Origin of the sequence: Virgibacillus sp. DJP39 (assembly GCF_049310925.1) — a bacterium.
Lineage (GTDB): Bacteria > Bacillota > Bacilli > Bacillales > Amphibacillaceae > Virgibacillus_F.
In genome coordinates this window covers 46905-72033 of sequence record NZ_JBMERP010000006.1, presented here as the reverse complement: position 1 = coordinate 72033, position 25129 = coordinate 46905, and the positions used below count along the sequence as shown (strand labels likewise).

Here is a 25129-nt window from a genome sequence, read left to right as displayed (position 1 = left end):
AGGGTCACTAAATGGCTTCTGAGAAAATAAATATGCCTCAACTAGGCGAAAGTGTTACAGAGGGAACAATCAGTGCTTGGCTTGTTAAAGTTGGAGATAAGGTAAATAAATATGATCCGATCGCAGAAGTAATGACAGACAAGGTCAATGCTGAGGTACCATCTTCTTTTACCGGTGTAATTAAAGAGCTCGTTGCACAAGAGGGCGAAACTATCGAGGTTGGAGAACTAATGTGTTATATCGAAACAGAAGGTGGATCTACGGTGTCAACCGGGGGCTCTACTACTACTGATGAAACTCCTGAACAAGTAGAAGAAATCCAAACTGATGAAGAGACAAAAGATCAATCTATGAAAAAACGGTACTCTCCAGCTGTGTTGCGAATGGCTCAAGACAATGACATTGATTTAACTCAGGTATCAGGCACCGGAAAAGGTGGAAGAATTACTAGAAAAGATATAGAAAAAATTATCACTTCTGGGGAAGTTCCAAAAGAAAGTGAAGCTAGTCTTGATACTGTTAAAGCAGAAAAGTCCGATCAGGCTGCTCCAAAACCTTCTTCTCCAGCACCAACTTCTCAGGCAGGTGATATTGAAATTCCTGTCACTGGTGTACGAAAGATGATTGCGCAAAATATGGTGCGCTCAACGACAGAAATTCCACACGCCTGGATGACTGTAGAAGTAGATGTGACAGATCTTGTAACCTACCGTAATAAAGTTAAGAATGAATTTAAACAAAATGAAGGATTTGGGTTAACGTTTTTTGCCTTTTTTGTAAAAGCTGTTGCCCAAGCTTTAAAAGAATACCCACAATTAAACAGTATGTGGGCTGGCGACAAAATCATTCAGAAAAAAGATATTCATTTGTCGATAGCTGTGGCTAAGGACCAGGAATTATTTGTCCCAGTTATTAAACACGCTGACGAGAAGAGTATTAAAGGAATTGCAAAAGATATTTCCGAATTGGCTGGAAAGGCTCGTTCTGGTAAGTTGACATCAGCTGACATGCAGGGTGGAACCTTCACAGTTAATAATACTGGTTCATTTGGTTCGATCCATTCGATGGGTGTAATCAACCATCCACAAGCAGCAATTTTGCAGGTTGAATCGATTGTTAAGCGTCCAATGATCATTAACGACATGTTTGCTGCTAGAGATATGGTGAATCTTTCACTATCTCTGGATCATCGCATTTTAGACGGTCTGGTTTGTGGTAATTTCTTAGCTCGAGTTAAAGAGATATTAGAAAACATGAACAAAGAAAACACGAACCTGTACTAGGTCAGTTAGTTTGAATTGAAATCTTGCCTTAAAATTGATAAGCTAGAGATAGTTTAGATACTACTAATTAAAAGGGGATGGATGTTCAAATGGACTTTAACCTATTTATGAACGATGTCGTTGATGTCGCACGTTCAGATATAAGAGAAGCAGGATATGAAGAGTTGTCAACAGTAGAAGACGTAGATTCTGCAATGAAACGAGAAGGCACTACGCTGGTAATGATTAACTCAGTATGTGGTTGTGCTGGTGGCGTTGCTAGACCTGCAGCAGCTAATGCAATACATTACGATAAGCGACCTGATCATCTTGTAACTGTTTTCGCAGGACAAGATAAAGAAGCTACAGAAAAAGCACGTCAATATTTCGAAGGATTCCCACCTTCATCTCCATCATTTGCATTTTTAAGAGATGGAAAAATTGTTACTATGTTAGAGCGTCATGATATTGAAGGGTTTACAGCTGTAGACGTAGTAGGTAAACTTCAAAAAGTATTTGACGAAAACTGTGAAGAAGTATAATTCAATCTAGTAATGATGAGGCTGTCTCTATTTTTTCGGGTCAGCCTCATTTTCTTAAGCTTAACTAAGCTGGCTAGTTCGGGTATAGATAATCTCCCTTTATCCAAGAGGTTTAATGCTCGTCAAACTAGATGGATTAACCACAGAGTCTGACTTAAAGAAGAAGGAGAATTTACTTTGAAAATTGGCTATCGAACTATAAAAACTGCGATCGGTACTCCGCTTGCAATTTCGATTGCTCAGGTACTAGGTTTAACCAATTTTCTTTCAGCAGGGATACTAACTTTATTGTGTATACAACCATCAAGAAAAAAATCTGTTTTAAGTGCATGGCACAGATTTTTAGCGTGTACGATTGCAATATTGTTTTCATACGTGTTCTTTGAAACAATGGGCTACAATACAGTTGTGGTAGGATTAGTTTTCGCATTATTTATTCCGATTACTGTTTATCTGAATATTTCACCTGGTATTGCAACAAGTTCTGTTATTATTTTAAACCTGTATAGCCTTGGGCAAATCTCTTTAGCATTTATTGTAGATCAATTTTTACTCATTATCGTGGGTGTTGGTACTGCACTACTATTAAATCTATATATGCCTAGTTTAGATAATAAACTTAAAAAGAAACAAGTTGAATTAGAAGATAATTTTCAGGTGATTCTAAAGGAAATTTCGCTATACATATGTGATAAAGATGTAATTTGGGATGGGAAGGAATTAACTAGAACAGAAGAAATTCTGGAAGAGGCTGACAACCTCGTATCGCTTGATCGAGAGAACCATTTGTTACGATCAAACCACCCTTATTATGATTATTTTAAGATGCGTAAAAAACAATTTGAGCTTTTGAAAAAAATGTTGCCACTAGTAAGTAAACTGCCTAAAACCGATCATTTATCCGTCACTATCTCATTATTTTTTGAAAGGTTATCTAAAGCAGTTCATCCTGGTAATACGGCTTCTATTTTCTTGGATAGGCTGAATGAATTACAGATTGAATTTGACAATGAAGAATTGCCAACAACAAGGGAAGAATTTGAAACAAGAGCTAATCTGTTTCGATTACTTCGAGAAATAGAGGATTATCTGATTATCAAAAAGAAATTTAAAGAGAGTGACGTAGTAAGTAAAAAAACAAAAGTGCAATCCGCTCGCTCTGGTAGAGGTTGACCTAATAAGTGGATAGCAGAAGATTTTAAAAAAATAATAGTTTTAATAGCTGTTTATTGCCGAATCAACAGCCTTTGAAATCTATAGTTTCCTAAACAATAATAAAACCGGGATAAGTTATCCCGGCTTTACTCGAATTATTTATTGTTAGTTTACAAAAAGTGCTAAACCAGTAGTTACTGTTGTTAATACCATAGCAAGTATCATAATGTAGATAATTACTTTTAATCTACGGTCTCGCTTAGACGGTTTTCTATGCGTATGCGTTTTAGTTTGATTGTTAGCCACAGTTAATCCTCCTTAAGAAACCATTACTAGTTATATTTTATCTTTTTTTATGTGTTTGGACAAGTGAATTTGAAGAATTAGTCTTAAAAATATACATTAATAATTATATTGGGGGCCAATACCATATGGATAATAACGAATCTAACTCTTCAGCAGAGGGAAGATGGAATAAATCAGTAGACAAAACAATTAAGCGCTTTCCCGAACGAAAGAATAGTTTCACCACATCATCAGAAATAGAAGTTGAAAGATTACATTATCCAGAAGTTAATGAAAAATATGAAGGTGAAATTGGTTTTCCAGGGGAATATCCATTTACACGTGGTATCCAGCCAACCATGTATCGCAGTAGATTTTGGACCATGCGGCAATATGCGGGATTTGGTTCTGCCGAAGAGACAAATAAACGATTCAGGTATTTGTTGGAACAAGGTCAAACAGGGTTATCCGTTGCTTTTGATTTACCAACACAAATAGGGTATGATTCTGACGACATAATGTCTGAGGGAGAGGTTGGAAAAGTAGGCGTAGCTATAGATTCCCTTCATGACATGGAGCAGTTGTTGGATAAAATTCCACTTGATCAGGTAAGTACATCGATGACAATTAATGCACCTGCATCGGTACTTTTATGTATGTATATTGCAGTTGGTGAGAAGCAGGGAGTTCCGATTGAAAAATTAACTGGGACGATTCAAAATGATATCTTAAAAGAGTATATTGCTCGCGGTACATACATTTATCCACCAAAAGCATCCATGCGCCTTATAACTAATATTTTCCAATACTGCCAGGAAAAAGAAATGAAATTTAACACGATAAGTATTTCTGGATACCATATTAGAGAAGCTGGTTCAACAGCGGTACAGGAATTGGCATTTACAATTGCAAATGGCATGGCATATGTTGATGCTGCACTAGAATCAGGTATGGATATCGATGCTTTTGCGCCAAGACTAGCCTTTTTCTTTAACGCACATAATAATTTTTTCGAAGAGATTGCAAAGTTCCGCGCTGCACGTCGAATCTGGGCTAAAATTATGAAAGAAGAATATCATGCAAAAGATCCAAAAAGCTGGAAATTGCGTTTTCACACTCAAACAGGTGGATCTACGCTTACAGCACAGCAACCAGATAATAATGTTGTTCGTGTTACATTGCAGGCCCTTGCGGCTGTAATGGGAGGAACACAAAGTTTGCATACTAATTCCCGTGATGAAGCATTGTCATTACCAACTGAAGAGTCTGCTCGGATAGCGCTTCGCACACAACAAATAATTGCAAATGAAAGTGGAGTTGCTGATACTGTTGATCCGCTGGGTGGTTCCTATTATGTAGAAGAACTAACAAACAAGATGGAAGAGGAAGTAAATAAATACTTACAGCAAATAAAAGATATAGGTGGCGCAGTACAGGCAGTTGAAGAGGGCTTTATGCAGCGTGAAATTCATCACAACGCCTATGAAACACAAAAACAAATCGAAAGAGAAGAAGAAGTAATTGTAGGTTTGAATAAATATCGGTTGGAAGAGGAAGTGAATCCTGATCTATTAAAGGTTGACGAGGCATTGGAGCAAGCACAAATTGATTCACTTGCAAAGATTCGTCAGGAACGAAATCAGGAAAGAGTAGATAAATTGCTTCACACATTGGGAGAACAAGCAAAAATTCAAGATGCAAATCTAATTCCGCATATACTTAAAGCTGTTAAAGCGTACGCGACAGTTGGGGAAATTTGTAACGTATTACGAGATGAATTTGGTGAATACACAGGAATGTAAGAAGGGGAGAGACACATGCGTAAAATTCGAGTATTAATTGCAAAGCCGGGGTTGGATGGACACGACCGGGGAGCTTTAATTATTGCACAAGCATTACGTGATCACGGAATGGAAGTTATTTATACTGGGCTTAGACAAACACCTGTACAAATTGCCCAGGCTGCGGTGCAGGAGGATGTTGATGTCATTGGACTTTCCTCCTTGTCTGGAGCGCATCGCTCATTGTTTCCTAAAGTAGTAGAAGAGCTTGTGAAACGAAATGCAAGTGATATTCCAGTTGTAGGAGGCGGTGTTATCCCTACTGAAGATATCCCATTTTTGAAGGAAAAAGGAATTGATCAAATTTTCACAAGTGGATCTTCTACTGATGTACTCGCAAACTATATTAAACAATTAGTAGACCCTGATTCGACAGTTGTTAAGAAGCCTGCAAAAATTGCCCATATCGGGATAGCTGTTCAATCAATAGATCAAGCTATGCCATTTTATTCTCATACACTAGGGCTTGAGCTTGAAGGAGTAGAAACAGTAGACTCAGAAGATGTCAAAGTAGCATTTTTAAAAATTGGAGAAACACGTTTTGAGTTGTTAGAGCCTTTATCAGTAAATTCAGCAATTCAAAAATTTATCGATAAAAAAGGTGAAGGGATTCACCATATTGCATTAGAAGTGGACAATATCAAAGCAAGACTAGAACAGTACAAAGCAGATGGTGTTAAGCTAATTAACGAACAAGCAAAGCCTGGTGCACATAATAGCGAAATTGCTTTCATTCACCCAAAAGCAGCAGGTGGCGTCTTATTTGAATTGAGTCAACCAGTAAAGGGAAGTGAGTAAGTATGGATATTTTTGATAAAATAAGTGAGTTGTACGATAAGCGGAGACAGGTTGAACTTGGCGGTGGTGATGAACGTATTGAAAAACAACATGCAAAGGGTAAAAAGACTGCAAGAGAACGCATCGACTATCTTTTGGATGATGGGTCATTTGTTGAATTAAACCCTTTTATGGAACATAGGGAATCTGGCTATGGAATGGATACATCTAGTGCAAAAGGTGAAGGTGTTGTAACAGGGTACGGTAAAATAAATGGTAAGCCAATTTATTTGTTTGCCCAGGATTTCACTGTTTACGGTGGTGCTCTGGGGGAGATGCACGGTAAAAAAATAGCGGCAGTTATGGATCTGGCTGCAAAAAATGGTGTACCTTTTATTGGTCTAAATGATTCCGGAGGCGCTAGGATTCAAGAAGGAGTATCATCACTTGATGGGTATGGTCAGGTATTTTATCGGAACTCAATTTATTCAGGCGTGATTCCTCAGATTTCGGTAATCCTTGGACCAAGTGCAGGGGGAGCTGTTTACTCACCAGCAATCACAGATTTTGTAATAATGGTTGAAAAAACATCTCAAATGTTTATAACTGGTCCAAAGGTGATTGAAACAGTCACAGGAGAAAAGATAACTTCTGAAGGGTTAGGTGGCGCAGATGTACATAATTCCAAGAGCGGAAATGCACATATAAAAGCCTCAACTGAAGAAGAAGCACTGGATGCGGTCCGTGACTTACTTGCGTATCTACCTGCGAATAATCAAGAAAAACCGGCCTTGAAAAAGTTAGAAGAAGTGGACGATAATGTTAGGGATGAGCTAACAGATATTGTTCCATTTGATTCAACACGCCCTTACGACGTTAAGCGAGTTATTGAACAAGTCGTGGACAAGGACAGTTTTTTCGAGATACATAAAGATTTTGCAAAAAATATTGTAGTTGGCTTTTCCCAAATTAATGGACAAACTGTTGGACTTGTATGTAATCAGCCAAAATATTTAGCTGGTGGACTCGATATTGATTCTAGTGATAAAGCTGCTCGATTTATCCGTTTTTGTGATTCGTTTAATATCGCGTTGATTACCTTTGAGGATGTTACCGGGTTTTTTCCAGGAGTTAAACAAGAACATGGTGGCATCATTCGTCATGGAGCCAAAATCCTTTACGCTTATTCTGAAGCGACAGTCCCTAAAATTACAGTTATAACAAGAAAAGCATTTGGTGGAGCTTATGTTGCACTAAACAGTAAATCTATTGGGGCAGACCTTGTTTATGCATGGCCAAACGCGGAAATAGCAGTTATGGGTCCTGAAGGTGCAGCCAACATTATTTTTGCTAAAGAAATCTCAGAAAGTGAAGATCCAGAGGCTACTAGGCAGAATAAAATTGATACCTATCGTGAAAAGTTTGCTAATCCATATATTGCTGCTGGTCTTGGTATGATTGATGATGTTATTGATCCACGGGAAACTCGCGTAAAACTGATTCAAGCGTTAGAAATGCTTTATAATAAGCAAGAAGAACGTCCAAAGAAAAAACACGGAAACATCCCGTTATAAAACAAGGTGTTTTATAAATTATTGTTGACAGAAAATTTATAAACTGCGACGTAGTAAATACTTTTGTCACCATTCCGGCAGAATACTTCGCTTTCCGCGGGCACGGCCTCAGTCTCCTCAGAAGCAAAGAGCGCTTCTTCCGGGGTCTTCGGACGCGTGCTGTTCTAAGCAGGAGTCTACGTTTTCTGCCTTCACTAGGTCACTAGTAGGCTGAAGCGTTCACCATGGAAAGCGAGTGTATTTCCGAAGCGACGGTTTATATTTTCGTGTAACGGTTGATTCCCGGGCTGCGACGGTTGATACTTTCGGATAACGGTTGATTCTCAGGTCACGACGGTTGATTTCGGGTCCGTGACGGTCGATTTTCTCGGATAACAGTTGATTACGTAGCACCAGGAGCCTCCCGCATCCACGGAATGTGTATTCTATAGCGTTGTATCAACTGAGAAGATAAAGAGCAACAAAATTTACGTTAAAAGCTAAATTAAACATATTCAGGAGGCAACTATGATTACAGTAAATAATGAAAGACTTGTGGAAGAATTTTTGGAGCTAGTACAAATAGATTCTGAAACAAAACATGAAGCTAATATTGCAGAGGTATTAAAAAAGAAGTTTACAGAACTGGGACTAGATGTGATAGAAGATAACAGCAAAGAAATCACTGGACATGGTGCCGGAAACTTAATCTGTACATTGAAGGGTACAAAAGAAAATGTCGACCCAATTTACTTTACCTCACATATGGATACAGTTGTTCCGGGTAAAAAAATAAAACCATTTATTGAAAGTGGTTATATTAAGTCTGATGGCACTACTATTTTAGGTGCTGATGACAAGGCTGGGCTAGCCGCAATATTTGAAATGATTCGTGTGCTAAAAGAAAACAATGTTGATCATGGAGATGTTCAATTTATTATTACTGCTGGTGAAGAGTCAGGACTAGTCGGGGCTAAGGCACTCGATCCAACTTTAATAAAAGCAAAATATGGCTATGCTATTGACAGCAATGGAAAAGTTGGCAATATTATTGTTGCTGCGCCAACACAAGCCAAACTGTTTGCAATCATGAAAGGCAAAACAGCACATGCTGGTGTTGCCCCAGAACAAGGAGTGTCAGCAATTACACTGGCTGCGAAGGCGATTGCCAAAATGCCGTTAGGCCGTATTGACGACGAGACCACTGCGAATATTGGCCGTTTTGAAGGTGGACAACAAACAAATATTGTGTGTGACTATGTGGAAATTTTAGCGGAAGCCCGCTCATTGGTACCTGAGAAAATGGAAAAACAAGTGGAAAAGATGAAGCAAGCTTTCGAATCCGCTGCAAAAGAATATGGTGGAACAGCTGAGGTTAATGTTAAGATTATGTACCCCGGATTTAAACACGTGGCTGGTGATCAGGTTGTAGAAATTGCACGAAATGCTGCTAAATCTATTGGTGTAGAAAGTGAATTATTAACCAGTGGTGGAGGTAGTGACGCAAATGTTATTGCTGGACATGGCATTCCAACTGTTAATCTAGCCGTTGGTTATGAGGATATCCATACAACAAATGAAAAGATTGCTGTAAATGATCTCATTAAGATTGCAGAATATATTACTGCAATAGTTCAAGAAACAGCTAAATAGTTGAGAAACGCAAGCCCTTGTAATAGTTTTCTATTATGAGGGTTTTTGTTTAGTATGGTATAATTGTTATAGAAACAACAGTTCGGGAAAAGGGTGTTACAAATGTCAGAATGGTATCCGAAAAAAGGGCGGGTTATTTTTCATATTGATATGAATTGTTTCTATGCTTCAGTGGAAATTGCTTATAACCCAAAGCTTAAAGGGAAGCCACTGGCGATCGCTGGAAATCCAGAAGAACGTAGAGGGATTATTGTAACGAGTAGTTACGAAGCAAGAGCAAAAGGTGTCAAAACAACTATGCCTCTATGGGAAGCGCGTAAACTTTGTCCAAATCTTATCGTGATGCGTCCAAACTTTGATCGATATCGAATGGCTTCTAAGGAAATGTTCAAAATGCTGGCAGAAATTACTCCGTATGTGCAACCAGTATCTATTGATGAAGGATATTTGGATATTTCTGAGTGTCAGGATCTTGGCACCCCCATAGAAATAGCAGAAAACCTTCAGCAAAAAATAAAAACAGAATTAGATTTACCATGTAGTATCGGAATCGCGCCTAACAAATTTTTGGCTAAAATGGCATCAGATATGAAGAAACCAATGGGAATTACTATTTTAAGAAAACGAGATTTACAAAAGAAACTATGGCCACTTCCTGTTGGCGAAATGTATGGGATAGGTGAAAAAACTGCCGATAAATTAAATAAAGTTTCTATAAATACAATTGGTGATTTAGCGAATACAGATGTTTATCAATTAAAACAGAAATTAGGAATTAATGGCGAAAGGTTAAAGAATCGAGCAAATGGAGTTGATACAAGGCCAGTTGACCCCGATGCAGTTCACGAGTTCAAGAGTATTGGCAGCTCCCAGACCCTCCCTAATGATACGACTAGTGAAGTAGAGATTCGCAAGTTAATGCACGCCCTTGCTGAGAATGTAGAACGACGGTTGAAACGGAAGAATGCTGCAGGACGCAGTATACAACTTATGATTCGGTACCATGATTTAAAAACGATTACACGAAGTAAGAAGCTGCAGGCTTATATTGAAACAAAAGAAGAGATTCTGGACGTTGCAAATAGCTTACTGCAAAAACATTGGAATTTAGATCCTATCAGGCTACTAGGTATTACTGTACAGGAAGCAGAGGAAAAACAACATATCGCCCAGCAATTGGATTTGTTCACCTATGAAAAAATAGCAGAAAAGGAAAAACTCTATTCTGTAATTGACGAGTTATCTACAAAATATGGAAAAAATCCTTTTAAAAAACTTAATAAGGAAAACTATATTGATCAACCGACAACTAGCTTTCAAAAAGACTTTTTGGATGATTACAAACAGTAAGAGGAATACGGGATAAATGTTTGCATTTATCCTTTTTTTCTTCTATAATAAAATAAAATATTCTGAACATACTATCCGGTTAGTATAGAGCGTAATTTGAATTTTAGGGGATGAAACAAATGGATTTTTCGTATTCGAACAAAGTTATTGAATTACAAAAAAGATTAAGTGAATTTATGGAAGATCATGTTTATCCTAATGAGAAAAAGTACGAGGAACAATTAAATGAGCAAGAAACTCGTTGGGATTCTGTTCCGACAATTATGGAAGAGTTAAAACACAGAGCTAAAGCAAATGGACTTTGGAATTTGTTCTTACCGGAAAGTGAAAATGGAGCAGAATTAACTAATCAGGAGTATGCTCCACTTTGTGAAATAATGGGTCGTTCCATGATTGGGCCCGAAGTTTTTAATTGTAATGCTCCTGATACTGGCAACATGGAAGTGTTGGATCGTTATGGAACACAGGAACAAAAACAGCAATGGCTGGAACCACTTCTTAATGGGGATATTCGATCTTGCTTTTCGATGACAGAACCTGATGTCGCATCAAGCGATGCAACGAATATTGAATCAAGTATTATCAAAGATGGCGATGAATATATAATCAATGGCCGAAAATGGTGGTCATCCGGTGCTGGTGATCCACGGTGTAAAATTGCAATTGTAATGGGAAAAAGTGATACGTCTGCTGCACGTCATGAACAACAATCTATGATACTTGTCCCGGTAGATACACCAGGGGTGAAAATAGAACGAATGCTTCCAGTGTTTGGCTATGATCACGCACCACATGGTCATGCTGAAATCACTTATGAAAATGTCCGAGTTCCAGCCACTAATATGATATGGGATGTAGGGAAAGGATTCGCAATTGCACAGGGGCGTCTAGGACCAGGTAGAATTCATCATTGCATGCGTTTAATTGGTACAGCAGAGCGAGCACTTGAAGATTTATGTAAGCGTGTTCAAAATCGGGAAGCGTTCGGTAAAAAGTTAGCGGCACAGGGAGTTGTCCAGGAATGGATCGCTGACTCAAGAATTGATATTGAGCAAGCAAGACTATTAACACTTAAAGCAGCATATATGATGGACACGGTTGGCAATAAAGCCGCGAAAACAGAAATTGCTATGATAAAAGTCGTTGCTCCAAGTATGGCCTTACGTGTAATTGACCGTGCAATTCAAGCATTTGGAGGAGCAGGTGTCAGCAATGATTATACCCTTGCTGCACATTGGGCAAATGCACGAACTCTACGCTTAGCCGATGGTCCTGATGAAGTCCATCGTCAACAGATAGCGAAATTAGAACTAAAAAAATATGTATAAAAGGGGACTACTAGAATGCATGTATTAGATTTATTTAAATTGGAAGGTAAAACGGCAATTGTGACTGGTGGCGGAAGGGGCCTAGGTGCACAAATTGCACTAGGTTTTGCTGAAGCGGGAGCTAATGTTGTTGTATGCTCACGTAAGCTTGAAGCATGTCAGGAAATGAGTAATAAGATAAAGAAACTAGGTGTTGATTCACTCGCCTTTGCATGCGATGTTACAAACCAGGATGATATAAGGAAAGTAGTTAATGAAACAAAAGCTCACTTTGGTTCCATTGATATTTTAGTGAATAACAGTGGTGCGACATGGGGCGCTCCTGTGGTGGACATGCCGGTTGAAGCGTGGCAGAAAGTAATGAATGTTAACGTAACTGGAACGTTTTTGATGAGTCAGGAAGTTGGAAAAGTAATGATCAATCAAAAAAGTGGCAAGATCATAAATATTTCCTCTGTTGCCGGATTTGGAGGAACAGATCCGCGTTACATGGATACAATCGGATATAACACAAGTAAAGGTGCGGTAATGACGTTCACCAAGGACCTGGCAGCCAAATGGGGACAGTACAACATCAATGTAAATGCTATTGCACCTGGCTTTTTCTCAACAAAGATGTCGAAAGGATTAATTGACAACGGGAAAGACAAGATTCTGGAAGGAACACCACTGAATCGGTTAGGAAGTGATACGGATTTAAAAGGTGCCGCATTATTCCTTGCCTCTAAGGCATCAGATTATATTAGTGGAGATATATTAGCAGTTGATGGTGGGGCAAATGCTTTATAGATTCTGAGAATTAAAATGTAAATTAGAAAAAATAATATACTAGAAGAGGTTTTCATATGAAAGATAAACTAACGGAACAAAGTATTTTATTATTTGAAAAAAAAGGTTTTAGCGAGACTTCTATTCAGGATATTGTAAATTCGTTAGGTGTAACAAAAGGTACATTCTATTATTATTTTGAGAGTAAAGAACAGTTACTTATGGATATCCACGATGATTACATTACAAATCTATTAGCAAGGCAGCATCGTATTATCGATAATGAAAATTTAAAACATAAAGAAAAATTAATGGGAATTATTCACCTGTTAATCACAGATATTGCCGAAAAAGGCCCTAGTGCACGTGTTTTCTTTAGAGAAGTTAGGAATTTAACCAGTGGAAATATAGAAAGTATCAAACAAAAGCGAAACCAATTCAGACTAAATATAGAAAAAGTTGTGTCAGAAGGAAGTATCCATGGCGAATTTCGAGAAGATTTACGCCCAGATATGCTTGCATTTGCTATCTTAGGTGTAACGAATTGGAGCTATAACTGGTATAAAACAACTGGGGATGTAGCACCTGAGGAGTTGGTGCAAATATATTCTGATATGATTCTGACAGGAATCGCAAGCTCTAAATCTGTATAGTACCCTGGTTATATCAAAATAAAGAACAGAATATAATGTAAGAATGGTCAGAAGGAGGATTAGAATGAGTGCTTCGTATAATGACACAATAGATGTTCGAAACGGTGAAGAATTGAATAATGAAACTGTACGTAGTTTTCTACAGAAGAACCTCAAGGGGATTCCTGATGGACAGTTAGAAATAAAGCAATTCGGTACAGGGCACTCCAATCTGACATATTCGCTGAAGATTGACTCATGGGAAGCTGTACTAAGGCGACCACCACTTGGTCCAGTGGCACCTAAAGCACATGATATGGAAAGGGAATTTAAAATTTTATCCAGTTTAAATCCAATCTATAAAACGGCACCCAAGCCTTATCTATTCTCAGACGATAAACGCATTGTTGGAAGCCCCTTTTTCGTCATGGAACGCAGGAAAGGAATCGTGCTAGATACTAAGATCCCTGATGAATTAACGTATGATAGAAATTTTGGGAGAAAAGTATCTGAATTGATGGTAGATAAATTAGTGGAGTTACATGCAATTGATTATACAAAAACGGGATTAGTAAATATTTCTAAACCAGATGGATTTATGACCCGTCAGGTCGGTGGCTGGATTAAAAGATATGAACGTTCTAAAACCGATGAAATTCCTAAGGTTGTGCAACTCATGAAATGGCTTGAATCCAACATTCCCGTTTCTCCACAACCAACAATTATTCATTATGATTATAAACTGAACAATGCTATGTTTTCGGATGATTTAAGTGAAATGACTGGGTTGTTTGATTGGGAAATGACAACTGTAGGAGACCCATTAGCCGATCTAGGAGCAACACTAAGCTATTGGATTCAATCAGATGACCCAGAACTGTTGAAGCGAGGACTTGGAAAACCTCCTGTTACAGTAAAGGAAGGTTTTTTTACCCGAAAAGAATTTCTGATGGACTATGAGAAGAAAAGTGGTCGTGACGTCTCCAACATCCATTTTTATCAGACCTTTGCATACTTTAAGCTTGCAGTTATTTGTCAGCAGATTTATTTTCGATATAAAAGTGGACAAACAAGTGATCCGAGATTTGCTGATTTCGATAAATTTATTACAAACTTAATTCAATATGCATTACAGACAGCCAAAGATAAATAGAACCTTTTGCTAATTATAGGAGGTATTATTCATGAAAGCAATTCAACTTGAAGAGTATGGTGGACCTGATGTCCTGAACGTTATCGAATTGGAAAAGCCACAAATTGACGAACACGACGTGTTAATTGATGTGAAAGCGATTGGTGTTAATTATGCGGACACAGCACGGAGAGAGGGACAGTATGTAGTACATACAGAGTTACCGTTTATTCCAGGAGCAGAGGTAGCTGGTGTTGTTGCAGAAGTTGGTCATAGCGTTAAAGGTATCAAAAAGGGTATGCGGGTTGTAACCTTAATAGAGTCGGGGGGATATACAGAATACGTAGCTGTTCATTCGAGTTCATTAATTCCAATACCAGAAGGAATGAAATTTGAAAAAGCGGTTGCAATTCCCCTGCAAGGGTTAAGCGCCTACCACATATTAAAAACGATGGGGCGCTTGGAAAAGGGTGAGACAGTGTTAATTCATGCAGCCGCTGGTGGAGTTGGTTCCCTTGCAGTTCAATTAGCTAAACTGTTTGGCGCTGGTAAGGTTATCGCTACTGCCAGTACCCCTGAAAAGCTTGACTTTGCCAAAAAAATGGGTGCAGATTATCTTGTTAATTATTCGGAGGAAGGCTGGGAAGACAGGGTTCTTGAATACACTGATGGGAAAGGGGTTGATGTAGCTCTTGAAATGGTTGGAGGAGAGATATTTAATAAAACAGTAAACTGTTTAGCTGCTTTTGGCAGGTTAGTAATCTATGGATCAGCAAGTGGAGAGCAAGCCAAGTTTTATCCAGCAAGTTTGATGAAACGTAATCAATCCGTGGTCGGCTTTTTCCTTCCACAAATCATGAGAAAGCCTGCTTTATTTCAAGCTAGTCTACAAGAACTGCTGTCATATGTAAACACAGGTCAAATCAAATTAATGATAGGAGGGGTCTACCCATTATCTGATGCGGCTAAGGTTCATGAGCTGCTACAGGGAAGGAAAACAAAAGGAAAGTTAGTGTTAACACCATAAAATGTATAGTATGACTATTGTTGCAACAGGAAGAAAAAGATGTAAGCGTTGTCAAATGGTTTTATTTTAAGGGAGGAATTATAAAATGGAAAAGGTATGGACAAAACATTATCCTGCACATATTCAATACAACCTTGAGATACCAGATGAATCACTTTCAGACATGTTTAATAGAACAATAGCCAAATATGGAGACAATCCAGCTTTACATTTTTATGGAAATGAAATGACCTATAAAGAACTTGCGACTAGGGCAGGAGCATTCACATCATCGGTACAGCAAAATGAATTTGTGAAAGGAGATCGTGTAGCACTGATGCTTCCTAACTGCCCACAGTATGTAATAAGTTATTACGGGACGTTACAGGCAGGTGGAGTCGTTACGCAGGTAAATCCTATGCTAGTTGGGAAAGAACTTGAACATATTTTAACTGATTCTGGGGCAGAAACGATTGTAATATATGAACCATTACTTCCTGTTTTAAATCAGATTATCGATAACACGTCCGTTAAACACGTTATAAAGGTTAATTTAGCTGGTAGAGACACCGAAGATAGTATAGCTGTTGGGTTCACAGATTTTCTTAAACAAGCAACCAGGCCTCCACAACCAGTGCAAATCAATCCTTCAGAGGATGTAGCAGTTTTACAATACACAGGTGGAACTACTGGTAGGTCAAAGGGCGCTATGCTGACGCATCGTAATATACTCGCAAACGTAATGCAGACGTATGAGTATTTTAAGGATGGAATAGAGATGGGTAAGGATCGGTATCTCACTGTAATACCTCTTTTTCACGTGTTTGGAATGACTTCATGTATGAATCTATCAATCTTTACGGGCTCTATGAGTATCATGTTACCTAGATTCGACCTTGAGGAGGTTCTGCAAACAATAAAAGATTTAAAGCCTACCTCCTTTCCGGGGGTACCAACAATGTACGTTGCTTTGACAAGTCATCCGAAAGCAGAACAATATGGAATTGATAGTATTAGACTTTGTAACAGTGGAAGCGCTCCTATGCCAGGCGAGTTACTTCGGTCATTTGAGAAGAAAACCGGAGCTAAGATTCTGGAAGGATATGGACTTTCAGAGAGCGCACCAGTGACCCATTGTAATCCAATGTTCTCAGAACGAAAACCTGGAAGCGTTGGTATAGGTATTCCGACTACTGATTACAAAATTGTTGATTTAGAGGAAGGCAAAAGAGAGCTTCCAATAGGTGAAATAGGTGAAATAGTAGTTAAGGGACCACAAGTCATGAAGGGCTACTGGAACATGCCTGAAGAAACAGCAATAACTTTACGTGATGGATGGCTCTATACAGGTGATATAGCCCATATGGATGAAGATGGATACGTATTCATTGTAGATCGTAAAAAAGACCTTATTATTGCGAGCGGCTACAATATTTATCCGCGTGATGTAGAAGAAATTATTTACGAGCATCCTGCTGTTCAGGAGGCTGTGGTAGTCGGAATCCCTGATCCTTACCGTGGAGAGACAGTTAAAGCTGTAGCCGTATTAAAAGATGGTATGGCATGCAGTGAAGAAGAATTAATCGATTACTGCAGGAAAAATATGGCGGCTTATAAGGTACCTCGAGTTATTGAATTCAGAGTAGAGCTTCCAAAGACAAATGTAGGGAAGATCCTTCGAAGAGCAATTAGAGAAGAAGCAAAATAAAAGTCAGTTTTTATTAGGAGTTGTTATTATGGCAATCCGACAAATAAAAAATGTAGCAGTTATCGGTTCAGGCGCTATGGGGCATCAAATAGCAATGCTGTGCGTTTTAGGCGGGTTTGAAACACATCTTCAGGATATTGAAGAACAGGCACTTAATCAGGCTCGTGATACACTGGAAGGGCATATGGCCAATTGGGTGAAAAAGGGTAAAATTACAGAACAAAAGAAGGATGAGGCATTTGCAAGGCTCCATCTTACAACAAAAATGAAAGATGCCGTTAAAGATGTTGATTTAGTCATTGAAGCGGTAGTTGAGAAACTGGACGTTAAACAAGAGGTTTTCTCAAAGCTTGATAAACTAGTATCTGGACATACAATTCTAGCAACTAACAGTTCAACGATTGTAAATTCCAAACTTGCAGAAGTTACAAGCAGACCAGAAAAGGTGCTAAACATGCACTTTTTCTATCCACCGCTAGTAATGGATTGTGTGGAAGTGGTTATGAGCGAGCAAACATCAAAAGAAACAGCACAAACAGCTTTGGATTTCTGTGAAAGAATTGGTAGAACCGGGATTCTTTTAGAAAAGGAAATATATGGATTTATAGCAAATCGATTGTTGTTTGCAATCTCAAAGGAAGCTTTGTATTTATATGAAGAAGGGTATGCAGACTTTAAGGATATTGATTTGATTACCAAAAAGGCTCTAAAGCATCCTATTGGACCTTTTGAATTAATGGATCTCTCTGGTATTGATGTTGGCTATTATGGAAACCTGCAGCTTTACCAGGAAACGGGTGATCCAAAAGATAAACCAGCAAAATCAGTTGAGAAAAAAGTTCGAGCAGGAATTCTTGGACGCAAGACTGGTAAAGGCTGGTATGATTACAGTACAGGAGGGAAATAAAATGCCACAATTGGTGTCGTGTAAAAAAGATAATGGGGTCGCAGTGATCACAATTGATAACCCTCCATTAAATGTAATGAGCAGACAGGTACAGCAGGAAATGCAAGAAATAATTGGTGAAATAAAAAATGATGATGAGGTTGTATGTGTGGTTTTAAATTCGGCAGGAACAAAAGCATTTATGGCTGGAGCAGATATCAAAGAATTTCCAAATATGATTGGAAATCCTGAAATGCGTACGCAGGTTATGGAAATACATGCCATGCTAAATGAAGTGGATAATTTACCAAAGCCTACAATAGCGGTACTAGATGGACTTACTTTTGGAGGGGGATGTGAATTAACCCTAACGTTTGATATTCGAATTGCAGAAGAACATGCAACAATTGGGTTTCCAGAGGTAAAGCTTGGATTGTTCCCGGGTGGTGGTGGAACTCAACGACTTCCACGACTAGTGGGCGAGGCCAAAGCGAAGGAAATGATGTATACCGGTGAGCCAATTAGTGCAGAAGCAGCAGAAAAAATAGGATTGGTAAATCAAGTTGTTTCAACTGGGGAAGGCTTGGAGACTGCAATAAAACTAGCTTCCCAAATAGCTGGTAAATCGCTGCAGTCCCTGTCCAGAATTAAGCGTGCTGTTGATGAAGGCTTGGATATGACTCTATCAGACGGCATTGAGCGAGAAGCAACGTTATTTAGTGAAGTATTTCAAACGGAAGATGTTAGAGAAGGTGTAGAAGCCTTTATTGGTAAAAGAAAACCAAACTTTAAGCATAAGTAACAAGACGGGAGGGACAGAGGATTGGCTAAATTAATGACAGGGATTCCTGGTGGTTCATTTTTAGTAAATCAAATAAAAGAAGAAGACCTATTTTTTCCGGAAGATTTAACAGATGAACATAAAATGATTCTGAAGACTGCTAAGCAATTCGCAACGAGAGAAGTTGAACCAAATTATAAGGCAATCGAGAACCAGGACTTTGACCTCGTTGTAAATCTTTTGAAAAAAGCAGGAAGTCTGGGTTTACTCGCACACAGTATTCCGGAAGAATATGGAGGACTTGGACTCGATAAGGTTAGCAAGGGGATTGTTGGTGAACAGGTTGGAAGCACTGGAAGCTACGGTGTTGCACATTCGAATCATACTTGTATAGCCACACTACCTATAACCTATTTTGGTACGCATGAGCAGAAAAAGAGATATTTGCCTAAACTTGCGAGTGGGGAGTTTATTGGGGCTTATTGTTTAACTGAACCTGATGCTGGATCAGATGCAATGTCAGGGAAGACTACTGCTGTATTAAATGAATCCAAATCGTATTACCTATTAAACGGTACAAAAATATACATTACTAACGCAGCTTTTTCTGATACATTTATTGTTTATGCAAAAATAGATGGTCAGCATTTCACGGCCTTTATTGTTGAAAAAGATTTTCCAGGGCTAAAGCTTGGTCCAGAAGAAAAGAAAATGGGTATTAAGGGCTCGTCGACCAGGTCTGTTATTTTAGAGGATTGTGAGGTTCCGGTTGAGAATCTTCTAGGGGACATTGGCAGAGGTCATATTATAGCATTTACAGTGCTAAACCTAGGCAGATTTAATCTTGGATCAGCTTGTGTTGGGGCTTCTAAACATGCATTAAAAAATACAGTTACTCATATAAATGGGAGAAAACAGTTTGGCCAGACATTGGCTGAATTTGGAGCTTCTAAGGAAAAGGTAGCTAAGATGGCTTCACGTATTTATACTGCAGAATCATTACAATACCGGACGTCTATGTTGTTAGAACGTGCACTTGGAGAACTAAACGATGAATCGGACCGAGCAGAAACTATTGCAGGTCTCTCAGAATACGCAATGGAGTGTGCAGTTTGCAAAGTGTACAGTTCAGAAACATTAGACTTTTTAGTTGATGAGGGTCTACAACTGCATGGCGGTGCAGGATTCATCAGTGAATATCGTATCGAGCAAATGTATCGTGATTCACGAATAAATCGGATTTTTGAGGGAACAAATGAAATTAATCGACTGCTTTTGACTGGGCAATTTTTGAAAAAGTCATTAAAAGGCTTACTTCCTTATGAACAAGCTGTTAAAGATGCTTTTCTAAGATTGTCAGAAAAAGAGCCAGCTGTAAATGAAGATAAGCAGATTGGGCTTGTACAAGATTTACGATCAATTTATCTCGTGTTAGTGGAACTTGCACGTAAGAAGTTTGGCAAGGATTTAGAAACACAGCAAGAGGTGTTGATGAAACTTTCTGATCTTGCTATCCAATTATATGCAACAGAATCAGTGGTATTTCGGACAAGAAAAAGTACAGATTCGGAAAACAACCGTACACACAAGCATTTTTTAATGGAACTTTCGGTTGAAGAAGCAATAAACCAAGCTATTATAACTGTAAGGGAATTAGATCAGGAGTTGCTGGAAAGTAATACAGAACTGAGGGACCGGATTTTTTCTATACTACTATCCTATCAATTCGCAGACTCTATTAACAGAAATCGAATGATCGCAGCCACTATTTATGAACAAGGAGAATATAGAATTTAATTTCAAAGAAAACGCTGGCATTTTATATGACAGCGTTTTCTGATTAAGCTCTTTTCATAAGCTTTGTTGTTCCATAACCCTCGCAGTTGATACAAATTGCGACGTAACTACTGCGCTGATTTCCGCTTCAGGCAGTCGCTTTCCGCGGGCACGGCCTCAGCCTCCTCGCGGAAAACCACCGCTGTGGGGTCTTCAGCTCGCGCTGTTCCCGCAGGAGTCGACTGCCCTACGCTTCAATCAATCCGTACAAAGGTTTTTATCATGATGGTCTTGTTTAACACATTGCTAGCGAAGGAAATACACGGAGACTCCTGCGGGAGGAAAAGGCATCGGTGAGACCCCGCAGTGCGAAAGCACGAGGAGGCTCACCAGCCTCCCGTGGAAAGCGTAGTGTATTTCCGTAGCGGTAAGTAACGTCGCAGTTTATAGATTTTGTGTATAAACAATAATATTAAAAAAAGCCTCAAATTATAATAGTAAACTTTTCTAGTTGTATTTTTCTGTTAATCCCTTATATAATGTAAAGCGTTGATTGAAAATTTGAGGAGGGTTAACTATTGAAATACATAAAACAAATTTTACCTATTCTAATGATACTTTCATTAGCATTGGCTGCTTGCAGTAACCAGGATGCAAGTAATGAGTCGTCAAGTACTACAAATGATTCCAAAAATGAAGAAAAGGTAGTTTACTTGAGTGCCCCAGGTGTAATTCCTGGACTGGATCCAATTTTAGCAGATAATGGTTTTAGTTTTTCCATTATAAACCAGGTCTTTGAAGGGCTGTACCGCTTGGATAAGGATGGAAATCCAGAATTAGCGCTTGCGGCAGAAGAACCAAAAGTGAGCGAGGACAACAAGGTGTATACCTTCAAAATTCGTAAAGATGCTAAATGGTCAGATGGTTCACCTATAACTGCACACGATTTTGAATATGCGTGGAAAAAGGCAGTAGATCCAGAAACAGGTGCAGCTTACGGTCCCCAATTTGAGGAAATTGTCGCCAACGCATCGGAAATTTTAAAAGGTAAGAAATCTGCAGATTCTCTTGGTGTAGAAGCTCTTGATGATCAGACATTAAAAGTAACACTTGAAAATCCAGTTCCTTTTTTCAAAGAATTATTGACTACCGCTATTTTCTTTCCGCAACCACAGGAATTTATAAAGAAACAAGATGGTAAGTATGCATCTGACAGTAAGCATACACTTTATAATGGACCATTTGTGCTGACTGACTGGAATGGCACTGGTGATTCTTGGACGTACAAAAAGAACCAAAATTACTGGGATAAAGAGGCAGTAAATGTTGATGAAATACGGGTGAATGTTGTAAAAGACACAAGTACGGCAGTAAGTTTGTATCAAGAAGGGAAGCTTGACCGTGTTAAATTAACCGGTGAATATGTAGATAAATACAGAAGTAATGACGAATATCATACCTTTTTAACTGGTGCAACCTCTTATATAAAGATGAACCAGGGTAAAAACGGAGAAAAAACTAATTTAGCAAATTTAAACATCCGTAAAGCAATGAACCTGGCTCTTGAAAAAGATAAGCTAGTAAACTCCATTCTTAATAATGGATCAATTGTTGCCCAGGGGAATGTGCCTAAAGGACTGGCAGATAATCCAGAGACTGGCGAGGATTTCCGTGCAGAAAATGGTGACCTTACTTATTATGACCTAAATGAAGCACAGAATTACTGGGAAAAAGGGTTAAAGGAGCTTGGTAAGGATAAGCTCGAAATTACCCTAATTAGCTCAGACTCAGGTACATCCAAGCAATTGGCAGAAAATATAAAGTACCAGTTAGAAAATAATCTTCCTGGCTTGACTATTAAAATAAAGAATCTTACTCCAAAAGCTAGTATTGCAGCAAATGTGGGACAAAATTATGAAATGATTATGACTGGTTGGAGCGGTGATTACCATGATCCGCTTACCTATTTAAATTTATTCATAACAGATAGTCCAGGTAACCATACAGGTTATTCAAACAAAGAGTATGACCGCCTTGTATTGGGCGCAAAAGGGAGTATGGCAAACGAACCATTAAAACGCTGGAAAGCTATGCTAAAGGCTGAAAAAATGTTAATCAAGGACAGTGCTGTATTAATACCACTTTACCAGGATGGTTCAGCGTTCTTACAGAAGAGTTATTTAAAAAACTTTGTAACCTATAAGGTTGGAGCAGATAACTTAAAATGGATTGATATCCAAAAATAAATAAAAATCTCACACCCTACAAGAAGGTGTGAGATTTTTTTACTTCATTATACGTTTCGTAATGTTATGTGCTAGCTTACTTCCAGGGTAGCGCAAAGGAATATCAAATAAGGTTGTTTGCTTCAAAATGCTTTTCTTGTGGGAAAAAGTGTCAAAGCTGTTATGACCATGATAAGACCCCATGCCACTGTTTCCAACACCTCCAAAAGGAAGGTAAGGATTTGCCAAGTGGTAAAGTGTGTCGTTAATACATCCACCACCAAATGACAAACTATCCAAAATTCTTTGTTGTGACTTGTTATTTTCGCCAAAATAATAAAGAGACAACGGTTTTTCCTTATCTTTCAAAACGCTAATTGCTTCTTCTAGCTTTGAAAAGGTTAGAACAGGTAACAGTGGTCCGAAAATTTCTTCTTGCATAATGGCGTCTTCCCAGGCAATACCGTCTATTATTGTTGGTTCAATAGAACGAACCTCTGAATCTGTCTTTCCACCATGAATCGTTTCTCCATCGGCTAATAAACCTGATAAACGGTCAAAATGATCTCTGTTTATAATATGACCGTATTCTTCATTATTGATAGGATTTTTACCATAAAAGGATTTAATTTGTTTTTTCATCGACTTCATTAACTTTTGTTTCACTTTTTCATGGACGTACAAATAGTCTGGGGCAACACAGGTTTGACCCGCATTAGTAAATTTACCCCATACAATTCGCTTCGCAGCTAAATCGATATTGGCGTCCTTATCTACAATCGCAGGACTTTTTCCTCCAAGTTCAAGCGTAACAGGCGTCAAGTGTTCACTCGCCTGTCGCATAATAATTTTTCCTACGTTTGTACTTCCTGTAAAGAAAATATAATCAAATCGCAGTTCGAGTAAACGCTGAGTTGTTTCTTTAGCACCTTCAACAACTGCCAGATAGTTTTGATCAAAAGTTGAACCCATCATTTTGGCAAGCAATCCGGACGTTGCTGGTGTGAATTCTGATGGTTTTATTATCGCTGTGTTACCAGCAGCAAGTGCTCCTATTACAGGGGCCACTGCTAGTTGAAGCGGATAATTCCATGGTGCGATTGTAAGCGTTACTCCATATGGTTCTGGAACTATATAACTTTTGGAACCTTTATGTGTGATCGGTGTGTCAACCTTTTTCTCCTTCATCCACTCTTTTAGATTTTTTAAGGTAACATCTATCTCACTATATAAAAAGCCAATCTCAGTTGTTAATGTCTCGTAGCTAGATTTGTTTAAATCCTCTTTAAGAGCATGATAGATTTCTTTCTCATGAATTTTCAGCATTTTTTTCAGCTTCTCTAATTGTTCTTTACGAAAGCTGTATGGCAATGTCTTTTCAGATTTGAAAAAAGAACGCTGGTTACTTACTAATAGTTCATAGTGATTCATGATACATCTCCTTTTTCTGGCAGTTAAGAAAGTATAAATCCTTTCTTACTGCATAAGTGCAACTAAGTGGCCACAAAGGCTTGGCGATAAGCCAAGTTTTCTAATTATTTTTTGTTAGGAACATGTACTGTAAGAAAATCATGAGCAAGCGTTGTAGCTGGAAAAATAGATCGCGCCTCAGATAAAAGACTCTGATAGTCTTTTTTTTGATAGCGTGACGAAATATGCGTTAGTATAAGTGAATGAACTGCACCACTTTTAGCTAAGCTTGCTGCTTGTGTAGTTGTTGTATGAAAATATTCGTTCGCTAAATGCTCACTTTCATGGTTAAATGTAGCTTCATGCACCAATATATCTGAACCTGATACAAATTCTGCATTTTTTTCTGTGTTACGTGTATCTCCTAAAATAGAAAGTGTCCGGCCTTTTTTATCGGAACCTAGAAAATCCTTTCTGGAGATGTTGTCACCATTTGAGAGAATTGTTGTCTCCTGCTCTTTAATCTGTTGATAGATTGGGCCAGGCATGATACCTTTTTCTTTTAACTTTTCAACGAGTAATTCACCTGGTTTATCTTTTTCTTCAATCCGAAATCCGTAACTAGCAACGCCATGATGCAGTTTTTTACTGTATACCTTAAATTGATCATCTTCAAACAATTTTCCTTCTGAGAGTTCAACAAATTCAATTGGATACGTTAGATGTGAACTGCTTATCTTGAGACTTGTATCGACATACTCTTTGATACCTTTAGGGCCGTATATAGTTAATAAGCTGTCCCCACCTTGGAACGATCTACTGCTTAATAAACCAGGCAGTCCAAATAGATGGTCTCCGTGTAAATGGGTAATGAAAATTTTATTTATTTTTCTTGGTCGAATCGGTGTCCGCAATATCTGGTGTTGTGTTGATTCCCCACAATCGAATAACCAGATACTATTTTGCTCCTGAAGTAAGGTTAAAGCTAAGGATGAGACATTTCTTTCTTTAGATGGTACACCAGACCCTGTTCCTAAAAAAATTAGTTCCATGAATTAC

At 38.5% G+C, this 25129-nt stretch carries 21 protein-coding genes; 18 read left to right on the top strand and 3 right to left on the bottom strand.

The window, feature by feature from the left end; translation table 11 throughout:
* Nucleotides 1-11 precede the first annotated feature (11 nt).
* The 3 genes from ACOI1D_RS04130 (at nt 12) to ACOI1D_RS04120 (ending at nt 2977) form a co-directional block, all read left to right on the top strand.
* Nucleotides 12-1283, top strand: a complete 1272-nt coding sequence (locus ACOI1D_RS04130; RefSeq protein ID WP_422499446.1) for a dihydrolipoamide acetyltransferase family protein — start codon at nt 12-14, stop codon at nt 1281-1283.
* Nucleotides 1284-1372: 89 nt separating this feature from the next.
* The gene (locus tag ACOI1D_RS04125; RefSeq protein WP_422499509.1) at nt 1373-1804 is read left to right on the top strand and encodes a BrxA/BrxB family bacilliredoxin; all 432 of its coding nucleotides are present in this window, start codon (nt 1373-1375) and stop codon (nt 1802-1804) included.
* 177 nt (nt 1805-1981) lie between these two features.
* The gene (locus ACOI1D_RS04120) at nt 1982-2977 is read left to right on the top strand and encodes an aromatic acid exporter family protein (protein ID WP_422499444.1); all 996 of its coding nucleotides are present in this window, start codon (nt 1982-1984) and stop codon (nt 2975-2977) included.
* 147 nt (nt 2978-3124) lie between these two features.
* Here the strand turns inward: ACOI1D_RS04120 and prli42 are convergent, their stop codons facing one another.
* Nucleotides 3125-3265: a stressosome-associated protein Prli42 gene (prli42, locus tag ACOI1D_RS04115; RefSeq protein ID WP_422499442.1), complete on the bottom strand. Its 141-nt coding sequence runs from the start codon at nt 3263-3265 to the stop codon at nt 3125-3127.
* A gap of 125 nt (nt 3266-3390) precedes the next feature.
* Between prli42 and ACOI1D_RS04110 the strand changes: the two genes are divergently transcribed.
* The 15 genes from ACOI1D_RS04110 to ACOI1D_RS04040 all read left to right on the top strand — a co-directional run bounded on the left by ACOI1D_RS04110 (nt 3391) and on the right by ACOI1D_RS04040 (nt 22681).
* A complete protein-coding gene (locus ACOI1D_RS04110) occupies nt 3391-5046 on the top strand; it encodes an acyl-CoA mutase large subunit family protein (protein WP_422499440.1) in 1656 nt (551 codons plus the stop codon).
* Between the two features lie 15 nt (nt 5047-5061).
* On the top strand, nt 5062-5883 hold the full coding sequence (mce, locus tag ACOI1D_RS04105) for a methylmalonyl-CoA epimerase (RefSeq protein WP_422499438.1): 822 nt from the start codon (nt 5062-5064) through the stop codon (nt 5881-5883).
* 2 nt (nt 5884-5885) lie between these two features.
* Nucleotides 5886-7436, top strand: coding sequence for an acyl-CoA carboxylase subunit beta (locus ACOI1D_RS04100; RefSeq protein WP_422499436.1), 1551 nt, complete (start codon nt 5886-5888; stop codon nt 7434-7436).
* 507 nt (nt 7437-7943) lie between these two features.
* Nucleotides 7944-9068 carry a M20/M25/M40 family metallo-hydrolase gene (locus tag ACOI1D_RS04095; protein WP_422499434.1) on the top strand — a complete coding sequence of 375 codons (1125 nt, stop codon included), beginning with the start codon at nt 7944-7946 and terminating at the stop codon, nt 9066-9068.
* A 102-nt stretch (nt 9069-9170) separates the two neighbouring features.
* The gene (locus ACOI1D_RS04090; RefSeq protein WP_422499432.1) at nt 9171-10418 is read left to right on the top strand and encodes a DNA polymerase IV; all 1248 of its coding nucleotides are present in this window, start codon (nt 9171-9173) and stop codon (nt 10416-10418) included.
* A 119-nt stretch (nt 10419-10537) separates the two neighbouring features.
* Complete coding sequence (locus ACOI1D_RS04085; RefSeq protein ID WP_422499430.1) at nt 10538-11746, top strand: acyl-CoA dehydrogenase; 1209 nt, start codon at nt 10538-10540, stop codon at nt 11744-11746.
* 15 nt (nt 11747-11761) lie between these two features.
* Nucleotides 11762-12535, top strand: coding sequence for an SDR family oxidoreductase (locus ACOI1D_RS04080; protein WP_422499428.1), 774 nt, complete (start codon nt 11762-11764; stop codon nt 12533-12535).
* Between the two features lie 56 nt (nt 12536-12591).
* Nucleotides 12592-13167, top strand: coding sequence for a TetR/AcrR family transcriptional regulator (locus tag ACOI1D_RS04075; protein ID WP_422499427.1), 576 nt, complete (start codon nt 12592-12594; stop codon nt 13165-13167).
* A gap of 64 nt (nt 13168-13231) precedes the next feature.
* Nucleotides 13232-14299 carry a phosphotransferase family protein gene (locus ACOI1D_RS04070; RefSeq protein WP_422499425.1) on the top strand — a complete coding sequence of 356 codons (1068 nt, stop codon included), beginning with the start codon at nt 13232-13234 and terminating at the stop codon, nt 14297-14299.
* Nucleotides 14300-14330: 31 nt separating this feature from the next.
* Nucleotides 14331-15305, top strand: a complete 975-nt coding sequence (locus ACOI1D_RS04065) for a quinone oxidoreductase family protein (RefSeq protein WP_422499423.1) — start codon at nt 14331-14333, stop codon at nt 15303-15305.
* 85 nt (nt 15306-15390) lie between these two features.
* On the top strand, nt 15391-16992 hold the full coding sequence (locus ACOI1D_RS04060) for a long-chain-fatty-acid--CoA ligase (RefSeq protein ID WP_422499421.1): 1602 nt from the start codon (nt 15391-15393) through the stop codon (nt 16990-16992).
* Between the two features lie 28 nt (nt 16993-17020).
* Nucleotides 17021-17899 (top strand): 3-hydroxyacyl-CoA dehydrogenase family protein, encoded by an 879-nt coding sequence (locus ACOI1D_RS04055; RefSeq protein ID WP_422499419.1) that lies wholly within the window; start codon nt 17021-17023, stop codon nt 17897-17899.
* Between the two features lies 1 nt (nt 17900).
* Nucleotides 17901-18680, top strand: a complete 780-nt coding sequence (locus ACOI1D_RS04050; protein ID WP_422499417.1) for an enoyl-CoA hydratase — start codon at nt 17901-17903, stop codon at nt 18678-18680.
* Nucleotides 18681-18701: 21 nt separating this feature from the next.
* Nucleotides 18702-20456, top strand: a complete 1755-nt coding sequence (locus ACOI1D_RS04045; RefSeq protein WP_422499415.1) for an acyl-CoA dehydrogenase family protein — start codon at nt 18702-18704, stop codon at nt 20454-20456.
* Nucleotides 20457-21046: 590 nt separating this feature from the next.
* Nucleotides 21047-22681 (top strand): peptide ABC transporter substrate-binding protein, encoded by a 1635-nt coding sequence (locus tag ACOI1D_RS04040; RefSeq protein ID WP_422499508.1) that lies wholly within the window; start codon nt 21047-21049, stop codon nt 22679-22681.
* Nucleotides 22682-22720: 39 nt separating this feature from the next.
* On the opposite strand, the gene ACOI1D_RS04035 is transcribed toward ACOI1D_RS04040, so the two are convergent.
* Nucleotides 22721-24091, bottom strand: a complete 1371-nt coding sequence (locus ACOI1D_RS04035; protein ID WP_422499413.1) for an aldehyde dehydrogenase — start codon at nt 24089-24091, stop codon at nt 22721-22723.
* 104 nt (nt 24092-24195) lie between these two features.
* Nucleotides 24196-25122, bottom strand: coding sequence for a ribonuclease Z (rnz, locus tag ACOI1D_RS04030; RefSeq protein ID WP_422499411.1), 927 nt, complete (start codon nt 25120-25122; stop codon nt 24196-24198).
* Nucleotides 25123-25129 lie beyond the last annotated feature (7 nt).